This is a genomic window from Methylophilus sp. 3sh_L (genome assembly GCF_046766015.1).
GTDB lineage: Bacteria > Pseudomonadota > Gammaproteobacteria > Burkholderiales > Methylophilaceae > Methylophilus.
On record NZ_JBKOUF010000009.1, the window covers coordinates 21,095 to 43,538 of the forward strand.

A 22,444-nucleotide genomic window follows, 5' to 3' on the forward strand; every position below is an offset into this window, starting at 1 on the left:
GTTTTATTAAGATAATCTTGAAGAGTTGCAATTTTCAAGGTCTGCTCTTGATTTTGAACGGCACTGGATATGTGTATATTCACTGTCAGTATATTTAACAAACGGTTTCAGGGGGAACAATGAAAAAAACCAGCATCATGCATTTGTTTACAGCTGCAAAAAATGCCAGCCCATTTGATGTCAATATGGCGTTCGACGCAGGCTATGAAAAAATTATTTCTTACACAGACGTCACCCTGAACGAGATTATTGCGTTGACGCAGGATGCGATTTTCTCCCGTAGTCCGAGCGGGCTCAAACAACAGGCCTTGTTTTTCGGCGGTCGGGATATTCAAGTGGCCCTGGAAATGCAAAAGCAGGCACGCAGCGCCATGTTTAAGCCGTTTGAGTGCCATACCTTTTCTGATCCCTCCGGCGCGTTTACCACTGCTGCAGCCATGTTGGCCAAGGTGGATTTCTACTTGCAAAAATCAGGCAGCGGCCTGGGTAAAGAGAAAGTTGCCATTTTTGGCGCCAGTGGCACCGTCGGCTCCACTGCTGCCTTGATCGCCGCTCGTCAGGGGGCCACCGTGTTAATGGTCGCGCATGCAGAGATCGCCAGCATGCAAGCGTACGTCAATAAATTGTCAACCAATTATGATGTGAAGTTGCAGGTAGTTGATGGTAGCTCCGAGGCGGCAAAAATGGCGGTGCTGAACGAAGCCAGTGTGGCTTTGTGCGCAACACCGGCCGGGGTACGTGTGCTGGAAGTCCGTCACTTTGCCAACTCCAAAACCCTTAAAGTGGTTGCGGATGTGAATGCAGTGCCACCGTCAGGGATTGAGGGGGTAGACACTTTCTCTAATGGCGGCATGATTGAAGGTACACAAGTAGCCGGTTTTGGTGCGTTGGCAATTGGGCAATTGAAGTATGTGACACAGAATAAATTACTGGAGCAAATGCTGCAGAGTGAAAGCCCAATGCACATTGACTACCATGAGGCATATGAATATGCCTGTGCGCACGTAGAGTAGATCAGGTTTGCGCTTGGCCATTTTGTCTCAAAGCGCCCGCATCTATAGTCAGCTGGCGCAACGGGAAGGGTTTGAGGTGCTGGCAGTCGATGCGTTTGCCGATCGCGATACACTACAGGTCGCCCAGCAGTGTGTGGTCTGGCAAGGGTTTGGTCGCCCGGATATGGCCCATGATCTGCCAGCTTTATTTACCCAGCTGGATGCTTTTGCCCCTGAGGCTGTGTTGGTAGGCTCAGGTTTTGAAGCACAGCCTGAAAGCTACCAAGCGCTGTATGCGCGCTATGCCGTCATGGGCAATCCGCCAGAGGTGGTCAGACAGGTCAAAGATCCATTTTGGTTAAAGCAGGCCTGTGACCAGGCGGATGTTCTCTCCCCGGCGTTGAGCCGGCAACAGCCAGCGCAAGAGGAGTGGGTTTGTAAGCAAGCCGGACAATGTGGTGGGCAGCATGTGCGATTGGCCTCAGCGCCTCTGCATGGCGATGCGCACGACATTACTGATGGGCAGCGCTACTGGCAAGCATTTCAAGCGGGTCTGGCGGTCGGGATGCTGTTTGTGGCGCAAGGAGCATCGTTTGAATTAATCGGTGTTCACGCCCTTAAGCAGCGGCCGGACAGTTTTACTTATGCAGGCGCTAGCCGTCTGCAGGATGAACAGTTATGGGCGGCCGCAAAGGATTTACTCACGGCGTTGCTGCCCCAGTTGCACTTAACCGGACTCAATAGTATTGACGCGATCTGGCATGCAGAAGCCTTGCATGTGATAGAAGTGAATCCACGGTTAAGCGCCAGCATGCGTTTGTATGCAGCGTTGCCGCTGGTAAAAATGCATTTAGACAGTTGGCAGGGCAAGCAGCAAGGCCGCTATGCAAAGTCGGACTTGTTTGCCAGTCATTGTATTGCTTACGCCAAGCAAACCATAGACATCAGTCCGTTGGCTTTCCCGGACTGGGTAGAAGACAGGTCTGCGGATGGATGGATTGAAGCCGGGCAGCCGGTTTGCAGTCTTTACGCTGAAGCACAGAATGAGCGCGGGGTCCAAGTGGCCTTGCAAAAGCAAAAAACACAACTTGAAAAATTATGGGGGACATATGTCTGCAACCACATCGAATTCAATCTCCACTGACGGCCAATCATCTGCCATTAGTGTCCAGCAATACAGTGCACCATTAGTCGCCCAGTTGATCGCCAATGCGGCGGCATTAGGCTGCGCCGTTTCTACCCATGAAACGGGCGCCACCATTGTCGATGCCGGCATCCAGGTGCCTGGCGGCTTGGAAGCAGGGCGGTTGATTGCCGAGATCTGCATGGGCGGCTTGGGCAGTGTGGCCTTGCGTCACGTCCCGCAGTTTGACCACTGGCCGTTGAGTGTGGTGGTCACGGCCAAGCAGCCGGTGATCGCTTGCCTGGGCAGCCAATATGCAGGTTGGGCGCTCTCACATGAAAAATTCTTTTCGCTAGGTAGTGGCCCGGCACGAGCCATTGCGCAACGTGAAGAGGTGTTTAAAGACATCAATTACCGTGACCAGGGCGAGCAATCTGTATTAGTCCTTGAGACAGATAAAGTGCCACCCGCGCCTGTGATCGAGAAAGTGGCCAAGGATACAGGGTTGCCTGCAAACAAACTGACCTTTATCTTGACCCCCACCCGTAGCGTGGCTGGTTCATTACAAGTGACGGCACGCGTACTTGAGGTTGCCTTGCATAAGTGTCACGCCTTGCATTTTGATTTGTCTGCGATTGTTGATGGTTATGGCATTGCCCCGGTACCCGCACCCTCTCCAGACTTTATTGTCGGCATGGGCCGCACCAACGATGCGATTTTATTTGGTGGCTTCGTGCAACTCTTTGTCAATACAGACGATGCCGCAGCAGAGGCACTGGCGAAGCAACTCCCTTCTTCTGCCTCCAAAGACTACGGGCGTCCGTTTGCCGAGGTATTCAAAGCGGTGAATATGGACTTTTACCAGATTGACCCGATGTTGTTCTCACCGGCCAAAGTCAGTGTGAGCAATGTAAAAACGGGCCGCACGTTCTTTGCTGGTAATTTCAATGAAGCGCTTTTAAATCAGTCATTTGGTGGCTAATCTTAAAGTGATTTTTTCCATTCTTTAATGCAGGTGCCAGGCACGCTAGCTGGCATCTGTATTCATGCTTAAGCTTTATGCAAGTAGTCCCTATTTTTACTGACGAAGTCGCCCAGGCTGGCGGTTGGCATGGGCAAAGCCTGGCGCAGGCGTTTGCACGTCGAGGCTGGCAGGCCCTGATGGTGTCGCTGGATAGCTGTCATGTGAGCATCGTCAATCAACAGGTTCAGGTACATGTTCCAGGACTAAAGCAGCCTGCGCCCATGGCCTTTGTGCGTGGGGTCGCCGCAGGGACAACGCAGCAAATCATCACGCGCATGAACTTGCTGCATACCTTGCAGCGGCAGGGCATGGTCATTTATAACACTGCGCGTGCCATCGAAACCACGGTCGATAAAGGCTTGACCAGCCAACTTTTGGCAGAGCAGGGCATAGCTACACCGGATACCTGGGTTTGCGAGCACCGGGATATCGCCCATGCACGGATGCAACAGAGCCTGGATGCCGGCAAAACGTTGGTGATCAAGCCTCTATTTGGTTCGCAAGGCAAGGGTGTGCGGTTGATAGAAACGCCACAACAGTTTGCGTTACCGCAAGACCCCTTTGTTGATGGCGTCTATTATCTGCAGGAAAAAATTGATTGCGGACCATATCAGCACGATTACCGGGTTTTTGTCGTGTGCGGTGAGCCAATTGCCGTGATGCAGCGGCAAGGCGATAGCTGGTTGCATAACGTCGCACGCGGTGCACGTTGTAGCGCCTGCGATGAAGCGGATGTTGCCGAGATCGGTGTACGCGCCGCTCAAGCCATTAATATTGCCTATGCCGGGGTCGATGTCATGCGGGATAAACATGGTAAATTATGGGTGATTGAAGTGAATAGTATCCCTGCTTGGCGCGGCCTGCAGGGGATTACTTCATTTGAGATTGCCGACGTATTGGTCAACGATTTGTTACAGTTAGCACACGTTTAAACGGATGCATTCAAAGATTCAAACCGCCTATCTACATGCCTGCCTGGCTGAGCTCGAAGCGCTCAAGCCTGGCAATGTGCATGTTTTTGCCGATGGGCATGGCATGCAAGTGCAGCATTTTGTAGAGAGTGCTCAAGTCTCAGCCCCCGTCCTCTGTGATGACGGCCAATTTGGCCGGCGCCATTTAGGCCAGCGTATTTTAGATGCATTGCAGGCGACCTATGCCAAAGTAGCGTGCAACACTAACCTTGGCATCGTCCTGTTAGCGGCACCGCTGGTCCAGGCTGCGCTGGATTATGCAGAGTTACCTTTAAAAGATGCCTTGCAACGTGTCTTGCAGCAAACCACCGTAGAAGATGCTGCAAATGTGTATGCTGCGATCCGGCTAGTGAAACCGGCTGGGATGGGGGAGCGCAGTGAACATGATATTTCGCAAGCGCCCCAGATTACCTTGCTAGAAGCCATGCAACTGGCCAGCACGCAGGATGAAATCGGCCGCCAATATCATGAGGGCTATGCCCGGCTCTTTGATGTGGCACTTCCGCTTTATCTTGAACAGTGCCAACGCTGGGAACGTCCCGCCTGGGCGCTAACCGCCGTCTACTTATATTGGCTTTCCAGTGTGCCGGATAGCCACATTGCCCGTAAATATGGCTTGCAGGCTGCGCTTGAGGTACAACAAATCGCAGCGCATCATTGCCAGTCACTCCTGGCACTGGATAATCCTAAAACCTATCTGCCAGCCTTGCTCTCCTGGGATCAAGACTTAAAAAACGCGCGCTTAAATCCAGGCACCAGTGCCGACTTAACGGTCATTACCGCTATGTTAGCGCTAATGCAAACCAACGACGAGGCTGCGGGATAAGTCTGGCGGCTGACCTGCGGTATACTTCAGGTTTGGCGTGTTTAAGTCAATCTGGAGGCCTATATGTCCGAGCAAGTATTCACCGAGCAGGAAATCCAACAACATTTGAGTAGCGCTTTGCCACATTGGTATTATGAAGACGGCTGGATACGCCGCAAATATAAAACCAATAGCTGGAAAGGCACGCTGATGGTGGTAAATACCATCGGTCATCTGGCAGAAGCGGCTTGGCACCATCCTGACCTCACGGTTTCTTATGCTTTTGTCATCGTCAAGTTATGTACGCACAGCGCTAAAGGCATTACGATGAAAGACATATCACTTGCCAAAAAAATTGAAGAGGTGATTCAATGGCAACCTGCCCAGCAACCAGGCTCAGCCTTAGAGGGCACGCCCCAAGATGACCTCCGTTTTAGTTACGTCAAATACGACCACTAACTGGTTTCCCTTCATATTCTTTTTTGATGTTGTTGTATGTCTGCCCCTGATAAAAGCCATCTACCGCCAGCCATTTTTTTGATGGGGCCGACGGCTAGCGGAAAAACCGCCGCCACCATTGCCTTGGCCCAGCGCTTCCCGGTTGACATCATCAGTGTGGACTCTGCACTGGTCTACCAGGGTATGGACATCGGCACAGCCAAGCCAGATGCCGAAACTTTGCGGCAGGCACCCCATCACTTAATTGATTTAATCACGCCACTTGAGCAATATTCTGCTGCCCAGTTTGCCAAGGATGCGTTGGCACTCATGCATGCAGCCACCGCCAAAGGTCGCATTCCAGTGCTGGTTGGTGGGACAATGTTGTACTTCAACGCGTTGCAACATGGCTTAAGCGAATTGCCACCCGCTGATCCGGCCGTCCGTGCACAAATCGAAGCTGAAGCCAACGCGGTCGGCTGGCCAGCCATGCATGCTCAATTAGCTAGCATAGACCCCAGCGTCGCTGCCAAAATCCATACCACAGACTCACATCGGATAGAACGGGCCTTAGAGGTCTACCGTATCAGTGGGCAACCTATGAGTGTCCTGCGCGCGCAGTCCGAAAAAGTCTCGCTACCGTTCGATATCCTTAAAATTGCCCTCATGCCCAGTGACCGTAGCGTTTTGCATCAACGGATTGCAGAGCGTTTTCAACTCATGCTCAAACAGGGCTTGATTGAGGAGGTCAAAAATTTGTTGCAAACCTACCCGCAACTGACTGAAGACACCCCCAGCATGCGTTGTGTCGGTTATCGTCAAGTATTGCAACACCTCAATAACAATATTGATTTACCTACGTTGGCAGAGCATGGGGTATACGCGACCAGGCAATTGGCGAAGCGGCAACTCACTTGGTTACGCGGCATGGACGATGTTGAAGTGTTGGACTGCCTTAGCCAGGACTGGATAAACCAGATGCTGACGAAAATGAACTCACATCTTTAATTGATGATTGATTTTTGAAACAAAAAAAGCCTGACATTTCTGCCAGGCTTTTTATTCTCGCCGAATCTGTTTAGTAGGCGCTATCTTGTCCGACTGCCGTTAACCAAATAGTTTTTGCCACAATCAGCATGTCCAGGCGAGGGCTCCAGTTGCGCAAGTACTCCAAATCGTAATGTACACGCTGTTCCATTTTTTCCAGGGTGTCAGTCTCCCCACGAAAGCCGTTCACTTGCGCCCATCCTGTGATGCCAGGCTTAACCTTATGTCGCACCATATAGCCTTTAATCAGTTTGCGGTACTCCTCATTGTGCGCCACCGCATGTGGACGCGGCCCTACAACACTCATACGTCCTTGTAGCACATTAATAAATTGCGGCAATTCATCCAGCGAGGTTTTGCGTAAGAAAGCACCCAAAGGTGTAATGCGCTGGTCATTTTTAGTCGCTTGCGTTACTTTGGTGCCATCCTCAGTTACTGTCATCGAACGGAATTTGTAAACCAGAATCTCCTGCCCATCGAGCCCGTAACGGCGTTGCTTGAAAATCACCGGGCCTGGGGAGGTGAGTTTCACGCCCGCGGCAATTATCAACAAAATGGGGGAGATCAAGATCAACACAAACAAGGAGAACAAAATGTCTGCGGTACGTTTGATGATGCCATCCACTCCTGTGAAGGGGGTCTCGCAAACGGATACCACTGGGATGCCATTCACGTCTGAAACGCGGCCTTGAATCAAATCTGTGACAAAAATATCTGGCACAAAATAAATAGAGGCGGTGGTATCTTTCAGGTCATCCAGAAGTTTCAAAATACGAGGATGGCTGGACATTGGTAGCGCGATATAAATCGTATGAATTTGGTGTGATTTACAATAAAGCGGAATATCCGTCAGTGCACCTAATATTTCAAAGCCATGGTTCTGAGGTGCTCGTTCAGGCGCCCGATCCTCAAAAAATCCGAGTACATTGACGCGACTATATTCGTCTGCCAATAAATTGTTTGCAACAACCAATCCTTGTTCATTTAGACCAATAATGACCGCATTTTTTGTAGGTCCTTGCAAACGGATGAAAAAGGGCGAAAGTTCTTTTAACGCAGTCAGTCCCAGAATTTGAGCAATCGGGGTGCCAATTAACCATGTATAAATGATTTGTGGCGTAAATAAAGTCCTGTAGCTAGTGATTTCGGCGAAGATAAGCACCATGCTTGCCAATAACAACCATTGGAAAATGACATCTCGCGACATTTTCCAAAAACCTAAACGTATTTTTGCACCACTAGGAAACGTAACTGAGAATAAAAGAATTGAGGTGAAGAATATGGAGATTGGAATACGGTCTTCAAAATAAATAAAAATTCCCCACATAAAAAAAACCATAATCAGGGGTTCTACTATTGACTCTACAAAATAAAGTGGACTTCGAGGGCCTGATGATAGTCCAGCTATGGTTCTGATTGGCGGTTTAACGGTTTTTTTCATGATTTTTAAATTTTAAGTATCCTCCTCGAGTTTAACTAAATTGAGCACACTCAGCAATTGCCAAAACTATAAACAATAATGATTAATGAAAAGCAATCTTTGAATAGCTGCTAACTACATCCTTGGCAAAAAGTTAAATTTCTCTAGTAATAAATCCAGATTTACAGGTTAGAATGTAAATAAGTATCTAATCGAAGTTGCTTAAACTATGTCTTCACACAAGCAATCATCAAAAAATAAAATTAATTCAGTTTTGCAATATTGGGTTGCTTTCTCATTTAGTTTCGCGGCAGGTACCGCCTATGCTGATGAGTTGGATACACTGCAATTCAATACCTCCGTTAGTCGAGCTTATGATGACAACCTGTTCAGAGTTAAAAATAATCAAACATCTGATCAAATAACGACCTACACTGCAGGCGTTAAGTTAGATAAAACATATTCCTTACAACGGATTATTGCGGATATTTCATATGTTGATTACAAATATCAAAACAGTAGTTTTTTAGATTTTGATGCAATCAACTATGATGCAAAATGGTTATGGTCACTCACCCCAGCATTGACTGGAACATTGTCAACTAGTAAAAATAAAACACTTAATGGCTTTAGTGACTTTCGACTGTTAACTCAAAACATAAGAACTACAGACGTCAATCAATTTAGAACAGAATACTCACCTTATAAGGTATGGTCATTAATTGCTGGGGTGACCGAGTCAGATGTCCAAAACAGCCAAACATTCAATGCAATTGCTCAATACAAAGCTACGGCACTTGATTATGGCGCAAAATATAATTTTGCTTCAGGAAGTAATTTAACTTTTCTTGCGCACAATCGCGATGGTAAGTTTGATCGTCCATTAAATCAGAATGCGTTGTTTGATAACGGATTTACTGAAAACGAGTTTGAAGTAGATTTCATTCTAAAACCTACCGGAAAAAGTAATCTTACAAGTAAGATCGGGCATTTATCTCGAGAGTATGACAACTTTACTGTTCGTAACTATGATGTATGGATTGGTTATGTTCGTTACGATTTACTTTTGACTGGCAAGATAAAGGCAAGTATTGATTTGACTCGATCAGCAAGTCCGTTTGAAACTGAGTACAGTACATACAGCCTGATTGACTCTGCTACCCTAGGTTTAAATTATTTGTTTTCTGAAAAAATCAGCATTTCATTAACTGGTCGTCTTGCGGAGCGAGACTTTAAAAAACGAGTGTTAGCAACTGCGCCTTCTAGATCTGATGAAGAAAAGAGCATTTCTGCTTCAATTTCATGGCGACCAATTAAAAATTTGGGATTGACTCTAAGTTCTATTCGTTCCAGCCGAGATGCGAGTAGTTTTTACAACAACTTTGACTACGAAGACCTTACAACGAGTGTCATGCTCGATTTGAAGATTTAATTAATTATCTTGTTATTAATAACATTTTAAGAAATATGTCATATACAGTAGGTTTAATGATTAGTTAAATCTTTTGGTAAATTAGTATATTTTTAAACACGCAATTAAACTTGCATAAAAGTTGCCGTAATACGTATTTAATTATTAACGACGAAAAGAGTTCATCGCTTATGAAACAATTTTTTAAGGCACTCTCAACCATTCTATTATTAGTTGTTTCTGCTTTCGCCCATGCCGACTATACCCTTGGTGCAGGAGATTATGTCAGAGTTACAGTATACGGCGATGCAGATTTAATGCGTGAAACACGTGTTTCAGAAGATGGTGTGCTAACGATGCCTTTAATCGGTGAGGTTAAGGTAGGTGGATTAACCACTATTGAGAGCGAAAAGCGTATTGCAGAACAATTGAAACGTGGTGGCTTCATTGCTAATCCACAAGTTTCAGTACTTGTTTTGGAGTTTATGAGTAAGACGGTATCTGTCTTAGGTGGGGTATTCAAGCCAGGTCGTTATCCAATTACCCGGCCAACTGATGTAAAGGATATGTTAGCAGAAGCTGGAGGACTAAATGCTGAGGCATCTGAAATCATTACGGTTGTGCGTGGTGATAAACGCAGTGAGTATGATCTTCATGAGGTGATTGAGCATCGAAATTTAAATGATCAGGATATTAGGCTTACAGGTGGGGAAACAATTTATGTCAGCATGCGTGACGTAGCTGTGACAGGCCAAGTTTTGCGTCCTGGTAAATATGGTATTCAAGGCGGGACTCGCAAAATTAGTGATTTTGTTGCTTTGGCAGGAGGCTCTACCGAGGTCGGTGGAGAAACTCTTTACTTCACAACCCTGCGCTCTGGAACAGCAGTTACTCAAGAGATCAATATTGATGAGTTGTTTAGATCACCTGCAAGTGCCTTAAACAAAGAATTAATGCCTGGAGATGTGATTTACGTCCCCAAGGCGCCACAAGTATATATTTATGGCGAAGTACAACGCCCAGGCATGTACAAGATTGATAAAAATATGACAGTAATGCAAGCGATTGCTAAAGCTGGTGGATTAACTGTGCGTGGCACCCAGCGCTCTGTAAAGCTTCATAGGAAAAATGCTGATGGAGCAACTGTAAAACAATCACCAGATCTGTCGGGAACCTTGCAGGATGAAGATGTATTGTTTATCGAAGAAAGCCTGTTGTAATCAAAAAGGGTATTTATGAACTTTTCTCAATTTGTGCAGGTACTGATTGCACGTTATAAGATGATTATCGCAATTGCTGTGCTCACGCTACTTACAGCTTGTATTGTTAGTTTGTTGTTCCCTAAAAGTTATAAAGCGGCAACAACAATTATTTTAAATTACAAAGGTGTTGACCCTGTCACCGGCTTATCAATGCCTGCACAGTTAATGCCAGGTTATATGGCTACGCAAGTCGACATTATTCAAAGTAAAAATGTGACACTAGATGTAATCAAGCGATTACAGCTGACAGAAGTAAAAGCCTTACAAGAGCAGTTTGCTAATGCAACAAAAGGTAAGCAAGCAGACATTAATGAGTGGTTAGCAGATTTACTTGAGCAAAAGCTTGACGTTATTCCGTCAAAAGAAAGTAGTGTGATTAGCATAGGCTACAAAGGCGTGGACCCTGTATTCGCAGCAACAATGGCAAATGCTTATGCCGAGTCATATATTAACCTTAGTCTAAAATTAAAAATTGATCCTGCGATCAAAGCCTCTCAGTACCTTTCAGAGCAAACCAAAGTGCTCCGTGAAAATCTTAAATCAGCGCAAGATAGGTTATCAGACTATCAACAGAAACACGGGCTTACTAGTATTCAAGATGCATATGATGTTGAGACATCGAAATTAAGAGATTTATCTTCTCAATATAGCTTAGCGCAATCACAATCTATTGACGCAAACTCAAGAAGAAATGATGCTTCTAAAAATATGAGTGAGTCTCCAGATGTGGTTCAAAATCCTGTGGTTCAGAATTTGCGTATGAGTTTAGCCACAGCAGAGTCCAAATTAGCAGAAATGGGACAACGCTACAGCAAAAATCACCCATCTTATATTTCGGCTGAGGCCGAGGTGGCTAAGTTGAGAAGTCAGCTGAATGCTGAGATTGATCGCGCTGTCGTTAGTTTAAGTAACAGTGCCAGTATTAACTCTCAACGTCTTGGCGATTTGAAATTCCAACTTGAAAAGCAAAAGCAAAAAGTATTGGAGCTTAATAGATCTCGTTCAGATTTGTCTGTGCTCGAAAAAGAGGTGCAGATTGCGGAGGTTGCGCTCGAATCTGTGAACAACCGATTTAGTCAGACTGCACTTGAAGGGCAGTCTACGCAAGGTGATATCTCGATTTTAGAGCCTGCGGTTCCTCCTTTAAATCCTAGTAATCCTAGCATCTTGTTAATTGCATTATTTTCTTTGATTGTTGGATCTTTGTTAGGTTGTTTGTTTGCCATAGTGGCGGAATTATTGGATCGTAGGGTTCGTAGCAAAGATGATTTGATAAGCTTGAATATTCCAGTGTACGAATACTGCATCAAAACAATTTCTGTCGCCAATTAGCGATGCCGCAATTTATCAGACAAAAGTGATCTTGTATGAATATTATTGAAACAGAGAACCAGTCAACCTTAAAAACAGTTTCCTCAAGTATAGGACACCTGTTATTGGATATGGGCAAAATTACAGATAAAGATGCCGAACGCATACTGAAATTCCAAAAGGAAAAATCAATGCGTTTTGGAGAAGCCGCGATGGCTCTGGGTTTCGTCTCAATCGAGGATATCAATAAAGCATTATCGTATCAGTTTGATTATCCTTACCTTACTCCAGATAAAGCCTCCTTTAGCGCGGGTCTGGTGGCAGCATTTGACCCTTTCTCCAAAGAGGTTGAGTCTTTACGCTCTCTCCGTACTCAACTGATTTTACGTTGGTTTGAGCGAGGGTTTAAAAGCATTGCGATATCCTCAGCCAATGAAGATGATGGGGCAAGTTTGCTGGCTGCAAACCTCGCTATAGTATTCTCACAATTAGGTGAGCGTACATTACTGATTGATGCCAATCTGCGCCAACCAATTCAGCATAAATTATTTAGACTGAGTAACATCCAAGGTTTATCTGATGTTCTGGTTGGTCGAGCCTCGACCGATGTCGTCGTTAGAATCCCATCATTGCTCAACTTGAGTGTTCTAAGTGCGGGTGCAACGCCACCCAATCCACAAGAATTGCTTAATAGGGAAGCGCTTGATGACTTGCTCAAAGTTTTTGCAGATCATTACGATGTGATTATTTTGAACACCTCCCCTATATTAGCTTCCTCTGATGCGCAGATTGTGGCAAAAAAGGCGGGGGGAGTGCTTATTTCAACATTGCAGAATAAAACTGCATTAAAAGATACTCAAGAAGCCTACGAGTCATGCCGCAGCCTTGGCATTGATGTGCAAATCGCATTGAATGCAGGTTAACATGTCTCTATCGATCGAAAGTGGATCAGGAGGGACAAGCTCAAAGTTGCTTGGGTATATTGCAGTTATTCTTTCGGTCCTAATTCTATTTGTCCCGGTCTTTTACGATCTTTTTGTAACTGTATGGAATACTGATACTCAGTCCCATGGGCCTATCGTATTGGCAATAGGCGTTTGGTTTTTTTATTTCAAGACCAAACAGATTCTAGAGAAACAGTCCAACTTTAAACCGAATGCATATCTTGGTTGGCCTTTCATTTTTCTAGGAGGGGCTTTGTATTTGGTAGGTTATTCACAAAGTGTTTATATCCTCTCAATACTGTCATTAGTCTTTATCTTGTGTGGTTTCATCTGTATTATTTTTAGCGCAGAAACGGCGCTAAAATATTGGTTTGCACTGTTTTTCTTTGTGTTCTTAATTCCCTGGCCAGCTTCGGTCATCGATACAATCACGCAGCCGATGAAAATTGCAGTGTCTTTTGCAGCCGACCATTTGCTTTATGCTCTGGATTATCCGATCGCACGCTCCGGCGTTATATTGCAAATTGGGCAATACAAGCTGCTAGTCGCTGATGCATGTGCCGGATTAAACTCCTTATTCACGCTAGAGGCTATAGGCTTACTCTACATCAATGTCATCAATCATCAAGCTTTTTGGCGCAATGTATTGCTTGCGGTTTTAATTGTTCCAGTTTCCTTTATTTCCAACGTGCTTAGGGTGTGCACGTTAGCCTTAATTACGTTTCACATGGGGGATGCGGCAGGCCAGGGATTCTTGCATAACTTCTCTGGAATGGTACTTTTCATGACAGCTTTGATATTGATTATTGTAATTGACTCACTGATTCAAAAACTGGCAGAAAAATTCAAAATTAACAGTCTCTTAAGTCAAGATTAGTCGTCTTATGAAAGATCTTTATCTCAAACTCCCCCCAATCGGCTTGATCACCGGAGGGAAGTTCTTAGTTGTAAGTTTGATATGTCTTTTCTTGGCAATCTCTCTAAAGCCAAATAAACACTACGCTAATCAATCCCTAAACTTTGAGCAAAGCATTCCACGTGTGGTTGGAAGCTGGGTAGAGGTTCAGCAAGCGACGCCTCAGGTTAATGTGGTTAGTGATGAAAAAACACTTATCAATCAATTATATGACGATACTCTGATGCGAACTTATGCTGACGCGCAAGGGCATCAAGTGATGGTAGCACTTGCCTATGCAAAAGAGCAGCGTCAGGATGTAAAAATTCACCAACCAGATGTTTGCTATCCAGCACAGGGATACCAACTGATCCATTCTGAATTGAAACAATTTACCAATCTTGGTAGTCGAGTCCCCGTGTTTGGAAAACAACAGCTTTATCATGGCCAAAATCATTATGAAGCAGTCAGTTACTGGATTCGTGTGGGCGATCGTAGCATGACCTCAGGCTTGCAAATGCGCCTAAAAATTATTCAAGATGGATTATTAAAGCGTCGTTTGGATGACGGCATTCTTGTGCGTGTTTCAACGGTCGTGGCAGATGAGTCACAAGTAAAGGAAGCTTATGCAATTCAAGAAAAGTTTCTCTTTGATTTTGTACGTGCTGTTGAGCAGCAATCTTCAGGACTACTTTTACCTAATTAATGTTGAACAATATTGAATGACAGCTGTTTCCAATGCCAAGTGGGTGGCAGTCTCACAATTAGCAAGAATAGCTTCTCAGCTAGCCAATATTTTTGTATTAGCAAGAATATTGCCTCCAAGTGATTATGGCTTAATGGCAATGGCCACAGTCGTCACTAATCTAGCATTATTGATTCGTGATCAAGGGACCTCCGCAGCCATTATCCAGAAAGAAGATCTCACTCATCACACAGTCAATACGGTATTTTGGTTCAATATTTTCATCGGCTTGACCATTGCCAGCATCATTATGTTGGCGTCGCCAATGATCGCAGGATATTTTAAACATGACGAGCTGATTGCAATTTTGATTATCTTAGCCTTGGTATTTCCAATATCAAGTTCATCGATATCGCATCAAGCTTTATTAGAGCGTGACTCTCAGTTTAAGAAACTCGCATTTGTTGAATTAATATCTTCATTTGTTGCAATGGTGATTGCTGTGGTTGCGGCTCTAAACGGGGCTGGCGTATATAGCCTAGTATTGCAGGCAATTTTAATGGCATTGTTTTCCTCTGGACAAATATGGTTCCTATCCTCATGGCGACCAAAAGGAAAGCCCAGCTTTGCGGAGCTCAAAATGTTGTTGCCTTTTACCGGGCATATGACCATGTTTCAATTGATTACATATTTTTTCAGAAATGCTGACAGCATGGTGGTTGGAAGAGTACTAGGGGCTGCCTCATTGGGTATTTATTCCATGGCATACAAAGTAATGTTATTGCCTGTACAAAATATTACATGGGCCTCTTCTCGGGCGTTATTTCCGGTCATGAGTCGGCAGCAGGGTAATCTTGAGGAAATGGGAAAGTTATATCTTCAGACGATCGCCTTTATTGCTTTTTTAACGGCACCGCTAATGGCTGGGATTTTCGCTCTCAGAGAGCCCTTTGTCGATGTCGCATTTGGTCATCAATGGAGTCATGTTGCAAGTGTTTTAGCATGGTTAACGCCTGTTGGGTTCATGCAATCCATTTCTAGCACAACGGGCACAGTATTTATGGCTCAAGGTAAAACGCGGTTATTAATGTGGATGTCATTAGCCAGTGCATTAGTTCATGTTCTGGCATATTATATTGGTGCAAGTAAGGGGGTTAATAGCGTTGCTGAATGGTATTTGTATGCCAGTATTGTGACAGGCATTCCTCTCGTGTTGATCGCCGGAAAATTTGTGAAGAGTTCTGCTGTAGACTTAATTAAAGCAATCTGGAAGCCAATTTTAGTATCGCTTCTAATGTGTTTTGCAACTCGACACACTTTTGAAATGATTAATCACCATTTGAGTCTGCTTGCCAGCTTTATTCTGGCAACCTTATTCGGACTTCTTTTTTACTTGTTGGTGAATTACATTTTCTTCCCATCACTGATAAAAACCTATCTCAATAAAGTATTTGCTAGGAAAAGTTGATCAATCATGAGAGTTTCTGTCTACATACCAACTAAAAATAGAAGACAAGCACTGGAAAAAGCAGTGGATTCAGTCCTGAACCAAAGCTACAGAGATGTTGAGGTAATTGTTGTTAGCGACGGATCTACCGATGATACTGAGAGCTATCTTACGCAAAAGTCCTTAGTTGATCGTCGTCTGAAATATTTTATTAAACCTCAATCAGGCGGGGCTCCTGCAGCTCGAAATCTCGCCATTAAAAGTGCTACTGGTGAATTTATTACTGGACTAGACGATGATGATGAGTTTTTACCAAACCGCATAGAGTTATTGGTGAGTTATTGGCAAATGCTGGAAAAGTACTCGATAAGACCTTCCTGCCTCTATACTCCAGATCTAATTTACAGGGATGGACGCGAAGTTGACCAATCACGTAAACTTGGGCATGTAAGTCATGAGCAATTGTTTGATTTTAATCATGTTGGCAATCAAATCTTTGCACCAAAGGAAGTTTTTATTGAGTCCGGTTTATTTGATGAAGAAATGCCGGCCTGGCAAGATATGGAATTTTTTTTCAGAGTTTTAAAAAAATTCGGCAGAGCGTCACTACTCGACATTCCAACACAAATTATGGACGATACTCCTCGAACAGATAGAATTTCCATCAAGTCCCGAGCGCGCTTACAAACTGCTTATACACGCTTTGTAGACAAACACTGTAAAGACTCTAAACGAAACGCGCAGAAGTTATTTTTGCAAATGTTTTCAAGGTATTACAACAATCGTCCTACATTGTCTGACTGGATAACTTTTTTAAGGTTAGGCTTTTGGCCAAAAGGGTGTTTGGCATTATTAACTGCAACATTTAGAAATTAATATACTTGACTTGGCTACGCCAGCAATCCATTACTTCATCTACGTCAGGTAATAACGTGTTAAAACTGAATATTAGTAAAACCAAATTGGTGTTTTCAATGCTGTCAGCATTTTCAGCACTTTTTTTTGGATTAGTTTCACTTTTTATTACTCAGGTGATTGGGGACCATTACATTTACCTTTTGAGTCTACCAATAGCGATTGTTATTGGTCTGGTATTTCTATTTGATCGATATTTCTTTTTTTTACTTGTCATCCTTACAAGGTCATCGCTTGATGTTGTTTTTAATTCGATCAAACTTGGCAGCTTCGGAATTGGTGCTGTTCTTAATGCATTAGTAATTTTAATTGCAATCTTAACAATTTTCGAAAAGCCAAATCCTATTCAGCCGGATATTACGAACATCAAAAGAGCATGGATAATTTTTCTTACATTGTCCTTCCTTTCATTGACGTATTCCCCTGCAGTACTTCAAAGCGTTAAAGTGTTTTTGATTTATGTTTCATATGCATCAATGTTTCTTTTGGGCACAAAACTTGTTAACTCACAAAGTGACTTTGATAAATGGATTAAAGTAGTTGCTCTATCCTCGATTATCCCAGTCTTATATGGCCTTTTTTGTATTGTATTTGGTGGTAGAGGAATGGCGTTTAGTTATCAAGAGGGTTTTCGATTGAGGAGTACCTTCCCACACCCCAATCCATTCGCGCCATACTTGGTATTAATGATCACTGTTTGTTTTTACATATACAAATCAAAAATCACATCGATTGGAAATGGCTTACGCAAGACATTACCACTCTATATATTGTTGCTAGTGGCGATGCTAATAATGACCAAAACTAGATCGGGTTGGGTTGCTTGTTATATGTTTTTTTTCTTGTATGCAGTCATGCATGAGCGTAAATATTTGTTTATTGTAATACTTGCGCCATTCGTTGCTTTATTAATACCGGAGGTGCAAGAACGAGTACTTGATTTAACAAGTGATAACGACTTTGGTTCAAGTGGTTACGGTAGGTTGAATTCTTATGCTTGGCGACTGAAGATTTGGTCGGATAGTTTAGCCTGGATGTCAAAGACAAACTATCTTACTGGATATGGTCTCTATAGTTTTATTCACCACTCGACCAGCTTTGCAATGGCAAACGCATTCCAAAAACAGGACTTTGATATCAACGCCCATAATATTTATGTCCAGTTATTTTTCGAATTAGGTATTTTTGGATTGTTGGCCTTCTTATATCTGATGTTTGAGGTTTTCAAAAAACTATTAAGGATTTATAAATTTAACAGGCTATTGGTTTTCACCGTAATCGTTATGTTGCTCGAATTTGCATTCATGGGCTATGCCGATAACTTGCTTGATTATCTAGTATTCAACTGGTATTTGTGGTTCACATTAGGTTTAACAATTTCAGCTTCGAGACTGTTCCAAAAGCCTGAACAAGACACTCGACCTCAAAAAATATCCTCATAAAGAGTCTTAATATGCGAATTGCATACTTTACAAGTAGTTATCCACGTGCCACTGATACATTTATACAACGCGAGGTGATTGGACTGAGAGCATCTGGCGTTGAAGTGCTAACGTGTGCCTTAAGACAACCTGAGGGTGCTAATAATGTGAGCCCTTTGATTCTAAATGAGCGTAAACAAACCACTTATTTTTTGCCAGCTAGCCCGGTAAAGCTTATCAAACTGAATTTTAAGTATTTTGTGAGTGCGACCTCAAGCTACTTTAAAACGCTGCACTTAGCTTTTAAAACTCGTCGTCCGGGCGTGAAGGGCTCCCTCTACCAACTTTTTTACTTTCAAGAGGCATTGTTGCTCGCAAACTACCTGCAACAGAATAATGTGCAACATGTGCATAATCATTTTGGTGATAGCAGTGGTATGGTGACGATGCTTGCGAGTCAGTTAAGTGGCGTAGGTTATAGCGTCACCTTTCATGGGCCGCATATTTTCTTCGAGCCAACTTTGCTTGCACTTAGGGAAAAGGTCAAATATGCAAAATTTATAGTTTGTATAAGTAATTATTGCAAAAGCCAGATGATGCTTTTCTCTAACGTAGAAGATTGGCACAAACTCAAAATTGTTCACTGTGGTGTTGATGTAGACAAGTATTTTTTTGATGATAAACCTGTTGATAGTCAAGCAGCTGGGCCCGTAAAACTATTGTATGTGGGTAGATTAGCAGCAGAAAAGGGTGTACCTGTTTTATTGAAAAGTTTGATTGACTTGAAAAACGAGGGTTATCAGTTTCATCTAACCCTCTTGGGTGATGGTCCTGAGAGAGCTAGCCTTGAGTCTGAGGTTGATAAACACGGACTGACAGAAATGGTCTTTTTTGGTGGCTTTGCTAGTCAAGAAACTGTCAGAGAGACTTTGTTAGCAAGTGATGTATTTATTTTACCCAGCTTTGCCGAGGGTGTTCCTGTGTCACTGATGGAAGCGATGGCCTGTGGCATCCCAGTCATTGGAACTAATGTTGGAGGCGTTACTGAACTGATTGAGCATGGTGTTTCTGGCATGGTTGTTGCTCCATCCGATGAACAAGCACTGAAAAGTGCCATTTTTCGGTACATAAAACATCCGGAGTTACGTGAAACAGTCCGTTCAGCTGCAAGAGAAACTATTGAATCTGATTTCAATTTTAAAATTGAAGTTAGCAAACTTGAACAGCTGATTCGGGAGCAAGTGCAAAGCTAATATGATTGGTTACCTCAATAATACTAATATTTCAGAATTAGAGTCATATCCGCTTTGTATCATTGGTGCTGGCGCAGCTGGCATATCTTTAGCCGTTCATCTTAGTCGGCTTGGTCATCGCATATTGTTGATAGAGGGCGGTGATTGGAATGAAGGTTCCGAAATACTCGACGCATATATGGGGAAAGCGACGCCACCACATCCACAAACGACTGAATTTAGATATCAGCGGTTTGGGGGAACAACGCACCTATGGGGGGGGAGATGCGTACCACTTGACTCACATGATTTTGAGCAGCGCGCTCATGTTCCAGAGAGTGGCTGGCCAGAAGGAGCTAAAGACATTGCTAACTATTATGCTCAAGCCCTCGATTATTGCGATGCCGGGGATAATAATTTCAATATTTCAGCCTTCGGTCCAAATACTAAACCAATATTTAGCGAAGCGCCAACATTAGCGCCTGATTTGAATGAGTATATTGAGAGATATAGCCTACCTACAGATTTTGGTAAAAAATTTCGGCAAGAGCTTGAAAATGCAGTCAATGTAAAAGTCCTCTTGCGCGCGCGCTGTACTAAACTAAATACAAGTGCTCAGAAAGGTGATGTCGTTGAGACAATCACCTTGCATGATGGTCAACAATCGGTTGATGTGAAAGTCAATCAAATTGTCTTAGCCGGAGGAGGGATTGATACAACTCGACTATTGCTAGTCAGTCGTCAGTATCAACCTGCCTGGAGCCATCTCGATGGAAGCCTTGGTAAGTATTATGCGTGTCACTATGACTTGATTTATGGATCGTTACGATTTAAAAATGAATGTCCCATTTTTGATTTTCAAAAAACAACTGAAGGCGTTTATGCCAGACGAAAGCTTCAATTTTCTGCAGAGTTTCAAACTAAGCATGGTTTGTTGAATTCTGCATTTAGGCTACATTTTCCAGCATACGCGGACCCTTCTCATGGTAGCGGAATTTTATCTACCATTTATCTTGCAAAGTCAATATTAAAGCCCGAGTATCAAACCATTTTAAATCATGGTGGCAATCAATCATTAGAGCGTATTGACTATGCAAAACATGTCTGGAATGTTGTCTCGGACCCAGTATCTGTCGTTCGGTTTGCTTACGACTGGTTATTCAAAATAAAGTTGGCGAAAAGACGCATTCCCTACACGCTGGTGGCAAACCGTAATGGAACATATCCTATTGAGTTTAATAGTGAGCAAGTATCAGATGTAGGCAATCGTATTGAGTTGCTTGACGAATACGACCGATATGGCATGCCTAGGGTAAGTGTGCATTGGAAAATGACGGCTCAGGATATCGCCTCTGGAATTAAATCTTTTAATTTATTACAACAACAATTTGAGAAGACCAACGTATGCAGGCTTGAGTTTGACCAAAAAGAGTTAGAAAAGGCAATGGAGAGCGCTTTACCTGTTGGCGGGCACCATATGGGAACAACCCGTATGGGAAACGCTCCGAATGATAGTGTGGTAGATGTTAATTGCAAAGTGCATGGAGTCAAAAATCTGTATATTGCGAGCGCATCGGTTTTTACCACGAATAGCCATGCTAATCCAACACTTACGATTGTTGCATTGGCATTACGGCTTGCTGATCATTTAAATCATATTCAAGCCTTAAGGAGTAAATGATGAAAGCTTTTCATAAAACCAGTCTGTTAGTCTTACCTTGGCTCGCATATGTTGCATTTAATCATACTGTAAACGCAGCAGATGTCGCACTTTATAGCAAACCGTTTGCTGTAAATTCTTTATGGAAGAGTAGGCCAGTATCTCCAAGTTTCTCTGATTTTGTAATTCCAACTTCAAAATATAATCCCAATATTCACGAGGGAATATTATCCTCAGGATGTTTTTTTGCTGATGAAACTAGTGGCCCTGTAACTGTTAAACCTAATCCTGGACAAAAAGGGGTTTATGATGCTGATGCAGAAACTAATCAGCCAAAAATTGAAATTCCACACTGGCCAGCTGATCTTGTTCCTGCTTCTGGTGGCGATGGTCATGCAGATATTTACGATACTGCGAGTGGAGTGATCCATTCCTTTTGGAAGCTCAGAAATACAAATGGGGAATGGACTGCCAATCTTTATGCTTGGTCACCGATAGACGGAACTGGCTGGGCTGATCCGGCGCACTATTATCAAGGGGCTAGGGCAGTTGGTATTGGTGCATGTGCAGGCATTATTCGGAAAAATGAGTTTGCAAGTAGTGATCCTATTTATCCACACGCGTTGGCTATGTCACTTGCATTAAATGGTGCAGCCTCTAATCCAGGATATGTCTATCCTGCTACCTCAGCTGACGTATATGCACCGAAAAATACTGGTCAGATTCCAGAGGGTGCTCTAGTTATGCTGCCTGAAAGTTTTGACGTTTCAAAAATCAAGACGCCAGAGTTGATAAAAATTGTTAATACGCTAAAAGTTTATGGCGCTTACATTGTTGATACAAACGATGGCACACCATTTATCATTTATGTTGAAAATGGCTCAGGACTTAACCTGCATAAAAATGGCTACAATTACAAGGCAGCAAATGAATTGCATTTAATTAGACAGTCTTTGCGAATGGTAACTTCAGCTAAGTCATGGGTCGATGCCTCTGGGAATCCATTCATTCCTGAAAAGAATTTCAATATTCTATCAATGCGAGGCCCATGGTGTGTTTATCAGCGGACCGCATGTATACAAAATAGTCCAACTGCAGGAAAGTTTGATACTTGGAAGCAAGCAGTCATCTTTGGCCCAACTAGTACTGAAGTCGTTCAATCAAATCCTTCTGGGCGATCACTGACACAAGTCACATGGGCAAAACCTAAAATGGGTGAAAAGTATAAAATCACCGCAAAAACCACCGGGGGTGGTAAACTCAGACTCATTATCAAGGACAAAAAATATAAAACCAGGGTTGATACATATGATCTTTCGGATGGACAATCTAGAACATTTGCCTGGCCAGCCGATGATGTTACCTCAAATGTTGTAGTCACTAGTGGTATTGGTGCTGGATCTAGTGTAAGTGGCACATTAATACGCATTGATCAATAATG

General features: G+C 43.5%; 20 protein-coding genes. 19 read left to right on the forward strand and 1 reads right to left on the reverse strand.

Annotation, left to right across the window (positions count from 1 at the left end; translation table 11 throughout):
* The first annotated feature begins 119 nt into the window (after positions 1–119).
* The 7 genes from ACIDF8_RS13990 to miaA all read left to right on the forward strand — a co-directional run bounded on the left by ACIDF8_RS13990 (position 120) and on the right by miaA (position 6,361).
* Positions 120–1,013 (forward strand): NAD(P)-dependent methylenetetrahydromethanopterin dehydrogenase, encoded by an 894-nt coding sequence (locus ACIDF8_RS13990; RefSeq protein WP_412011229.1) that lies wholly within the window; start codon positions 120–122, stop codon positions 1,011–1,013.
* Positions 1,014–1,026: 13 nt separating this feature from the next.
* On the forward strand, positions 1,027–2,136 hold the full coding sequence (locus ACIDF8_RS13995) for an ATP-grasp domain-containing protein (RefSeq protein WP_412011230.1): 1,110 nt from the start codon (positions 1,027–1,029) through the stop codon (positions 2,134–2,136).
* Entirely contained in the window at positions 2,102–3,097 is a 996-nt protein-coding gene (mch, locus tag ACIDF8_RS14000; RefSeq protein WP_412011231.1) for a methenyltetrahydromethanopterin cyclohydrolase, read from the forward strand. Before ACIDF8_RS13995 ends, mch begins: the two co-directional genes overlap by 35 nt.
* 77 nt (positions 3,098–3,174) lie before the next feature.
* On the forward strand, positions 3,175–4,071 hold the full coding sequence (locus ACIDF8_RS14005; protein ID WP_412011232.1) for an ATP-grasp domain-containing protein: 897 nt from the start codon (positions 3,175–3,177) through the stop codon (positions 4,069–4,071).
* Between the two features lie 4 nt (positions 4,072–4,075).
* Entirely contained in the window at positions 4,076–4,936 is an 861-nt protein-coding gene (locus tag ACIDF8_RS14010) for a triphosphoribosyl-dephospho-CoA synthase (RefSeq protein ID WP_412011233.1), read from the forward strand.
* A gap of 63 nt (positions 4,937–4,999) precedes the next feature.
* Complete coding sequence (locus ACIDF8_RS14015) at positions 5,000–5,374, forward strand: 4a-hydroxytetrahydrobiopterin dehydratase (RefSeq protein WP_412011234.1); 375 nt, start codon at positions 5,000–5,002, stop codon at positions 5,372–5,374.
* Between the two features lie 36 nt (positions 5,375–5,410).
* Entirely contained in the window at positions 5,411–6,361 is a 951-nt protein-coding gene (miaA, locus tag ACIDF8_RS14020) for a tRNA (adenosine(37)-N6)-dimethylallyltransferase MiaA (protein WP_412011235.1), read from the forward strand.
* A 70-nt stretch (positions 6,362–6,431) separates the two neighbouring features.
* On the opposite strand, the gene ACIDF8_RS14025 is transcribed toward miaA, so the two are convergent.
* Positions 6,432–7,841, reverse strand: coding sequence for an undecaprenyl-phosphate glucose phosphotransferase (locus tag ACIDF8_RS14025; RefSeq protein ID WP_412011236.1), 1,410 nt, complete (start codon positions 7,839–7,841; stop codon positions 6,432–6,434).
* 208 nt (positions 7,842–8,049) lie between these two features.
* Here ACIDF8_RS14025 and epsL point away from each other — a divergent pair, with 208 nt between their 5' ends.
* The 12 genes from epsL (at position 8,050) to ACIDF8_RS14085 (ending at position 22,442) form a co-directional block, all read left to right on the forward strand.
* The gene (epsL, locus tag ACIDF8_RS14030) at positions 8,050–9,252 is read left to right on the forward strand and encodes an XrtB/PEP-CTERM-associated polysaccharide biosynthesis outer membrane protein EpsL (protein ID WP_412011237.1); all 1,203 of its coding nucleotides are present in this window, start codon (positions 8,050–8,052) and stop codon (positions 9,250–9,252) included.
* A 170-nt stretch (positions 9,253–9,422) separates the two neighbouring features.
* Positions 9,423–10,451, forward strand: coding sequence for an SLBB domain-containing protein (locus ACIDF8_RS14035; protein WP_412011238.1), 1,029 nt, complete (start codon positions 9,423–9,425; stop codon positions 10,449–10,451).
* A 15-nt stretch (positions 10,452–10,466) separates the two neighbouring features.
* The gene (gene epsF / locus ACIDF8_RS14040; RefSeq protein ID WP_412011239.1) at positions 10,467–11,825 is read left to right on the forward strand and encodes a chain length determinant protein EpsF; all 1,359 of its coding nucleotides are present in this window, start codon (positions 10,467–10,469) and stop codon (positions 11,823–11,825) included.
* A gap of 35 nt (positions 11,826–11,860) precedes the next feature.
* Positions 11,861–12,727 carry a chain length determinant protein tyrosine kinase EpsG gene (gene epsG, locus ACIDF8_RS14045; protein ID WP_412011240.1) on the forward strand — a complete coding sequence of 289 codons (867 nt, stop codon included), beginning with the start codon at positions 11,861–11,863 and terminating at the stop codon, positions 12,725–12,727.
* A gap of 1 nt (position 12,728) precedes the next feature.
* Positions 12,729–13,625, forward strand: a complete 897-nt coding sequence (xrtB, locus tag ACIDF8_RS14050; RefSeq protein ID WP_412011241.1) for an exosortase B — start codon at positions 12,729–12,731, stop codon at positions 13,623–13,625.
* 7 nt (positions 13,626–13,632) lie between these two features.
* The gene (locus ACIDF8_RS14055) at positions 13,633–14,349 is read left to right on the forward strand and encodes an exosortase C-terminal domain/associated protein EpsI (RefSeq protein ID WP_412011242.1); all 717 of its coding nucleotides are present in this window, start codon (positions 13,633–13,635) and stop codon (positions 14,347–14,349) included.
* Positions 14,350–14,365: 16 nt separating this feature from the next.
* Positions 14,366–15,796 carry a lipopolysaccharide biosynthesis protein gene (locus ACIDF8_RS14060; RefSeq protein ID WP_412011243.1) on the forward strand — a complete coding sequence of 477 codons (1,431 nt, stop codon included), beginning with the start codon at positions 14,366–14,368 and terminating at the stop codon, positions 15,794–15,796.
* 6 nt (positions 15,797–15,802) lie between these two features.
* A complete protein-coding gene (locus ACIDF8_RS14065) occupies positions 15,803–16,651 on the forward strand; it encodes a glycosyltransferase (protein ID WP_412011244.1) in 849 nt (282 codons plus the stop codon).
* Positions 16,652–16,707: 56 nt separating this feature from the next.
* On the forward strand, positions 16,708–18,132 hold the full coding sequence (locus ACIDF8_RS14070; RefSeq protein ID WP_412011245.1) for an O-antigen ligase family protein: 1,425 nt from the start codon (positions 16,708–16,710) through the stop codon (positions 18,130–18,132).
* An 11-nt stretch (positions 18,133–18,143) separates the two neighbouring features.
* Positions 18,144–19,364, forward strand: a complete 1,221-nt coding sequence (locus tag ACIDF8_RS14075) for a glycosyltransferase family 4 protein (protein ID WP_412011246.1) — start codon at positions 18,144–18,146, stop codon at positions 19,362–19,364.
* A 1-nt stretch (position 19,365) separates the two neighbouring features.
* On the forward strand, positions 19,366–21,024 hold the full coding sequence (locus ACIDF8_RS14080) for a GMC oxidoreductase (RefSeq protein WP_412011247.1): 1,659 nt from the start codon (positions 19,366–19,368) through the stop codon (positions 21,022–21,024).
* Positions 21,021–22,442 carry an Atrophin-1 multi-domain protein gene (locus ACIDF8_RS14085; protein WP_412011248.1) on the forward strand — a complete coding sequence of 474 codons (1,422 nt, stop codon included), beginning with the start codon at positions 21,021–21,023 and terminating at the stop codon, positions 22,440–22,442. Before ACIDF8_RS14080 ends, ACIDF8_RS14085 begins: the two co-directional genes overlap by 4 nt.
* Positions 22,443–22,444 lie beyond the last annotated feature (2 nt).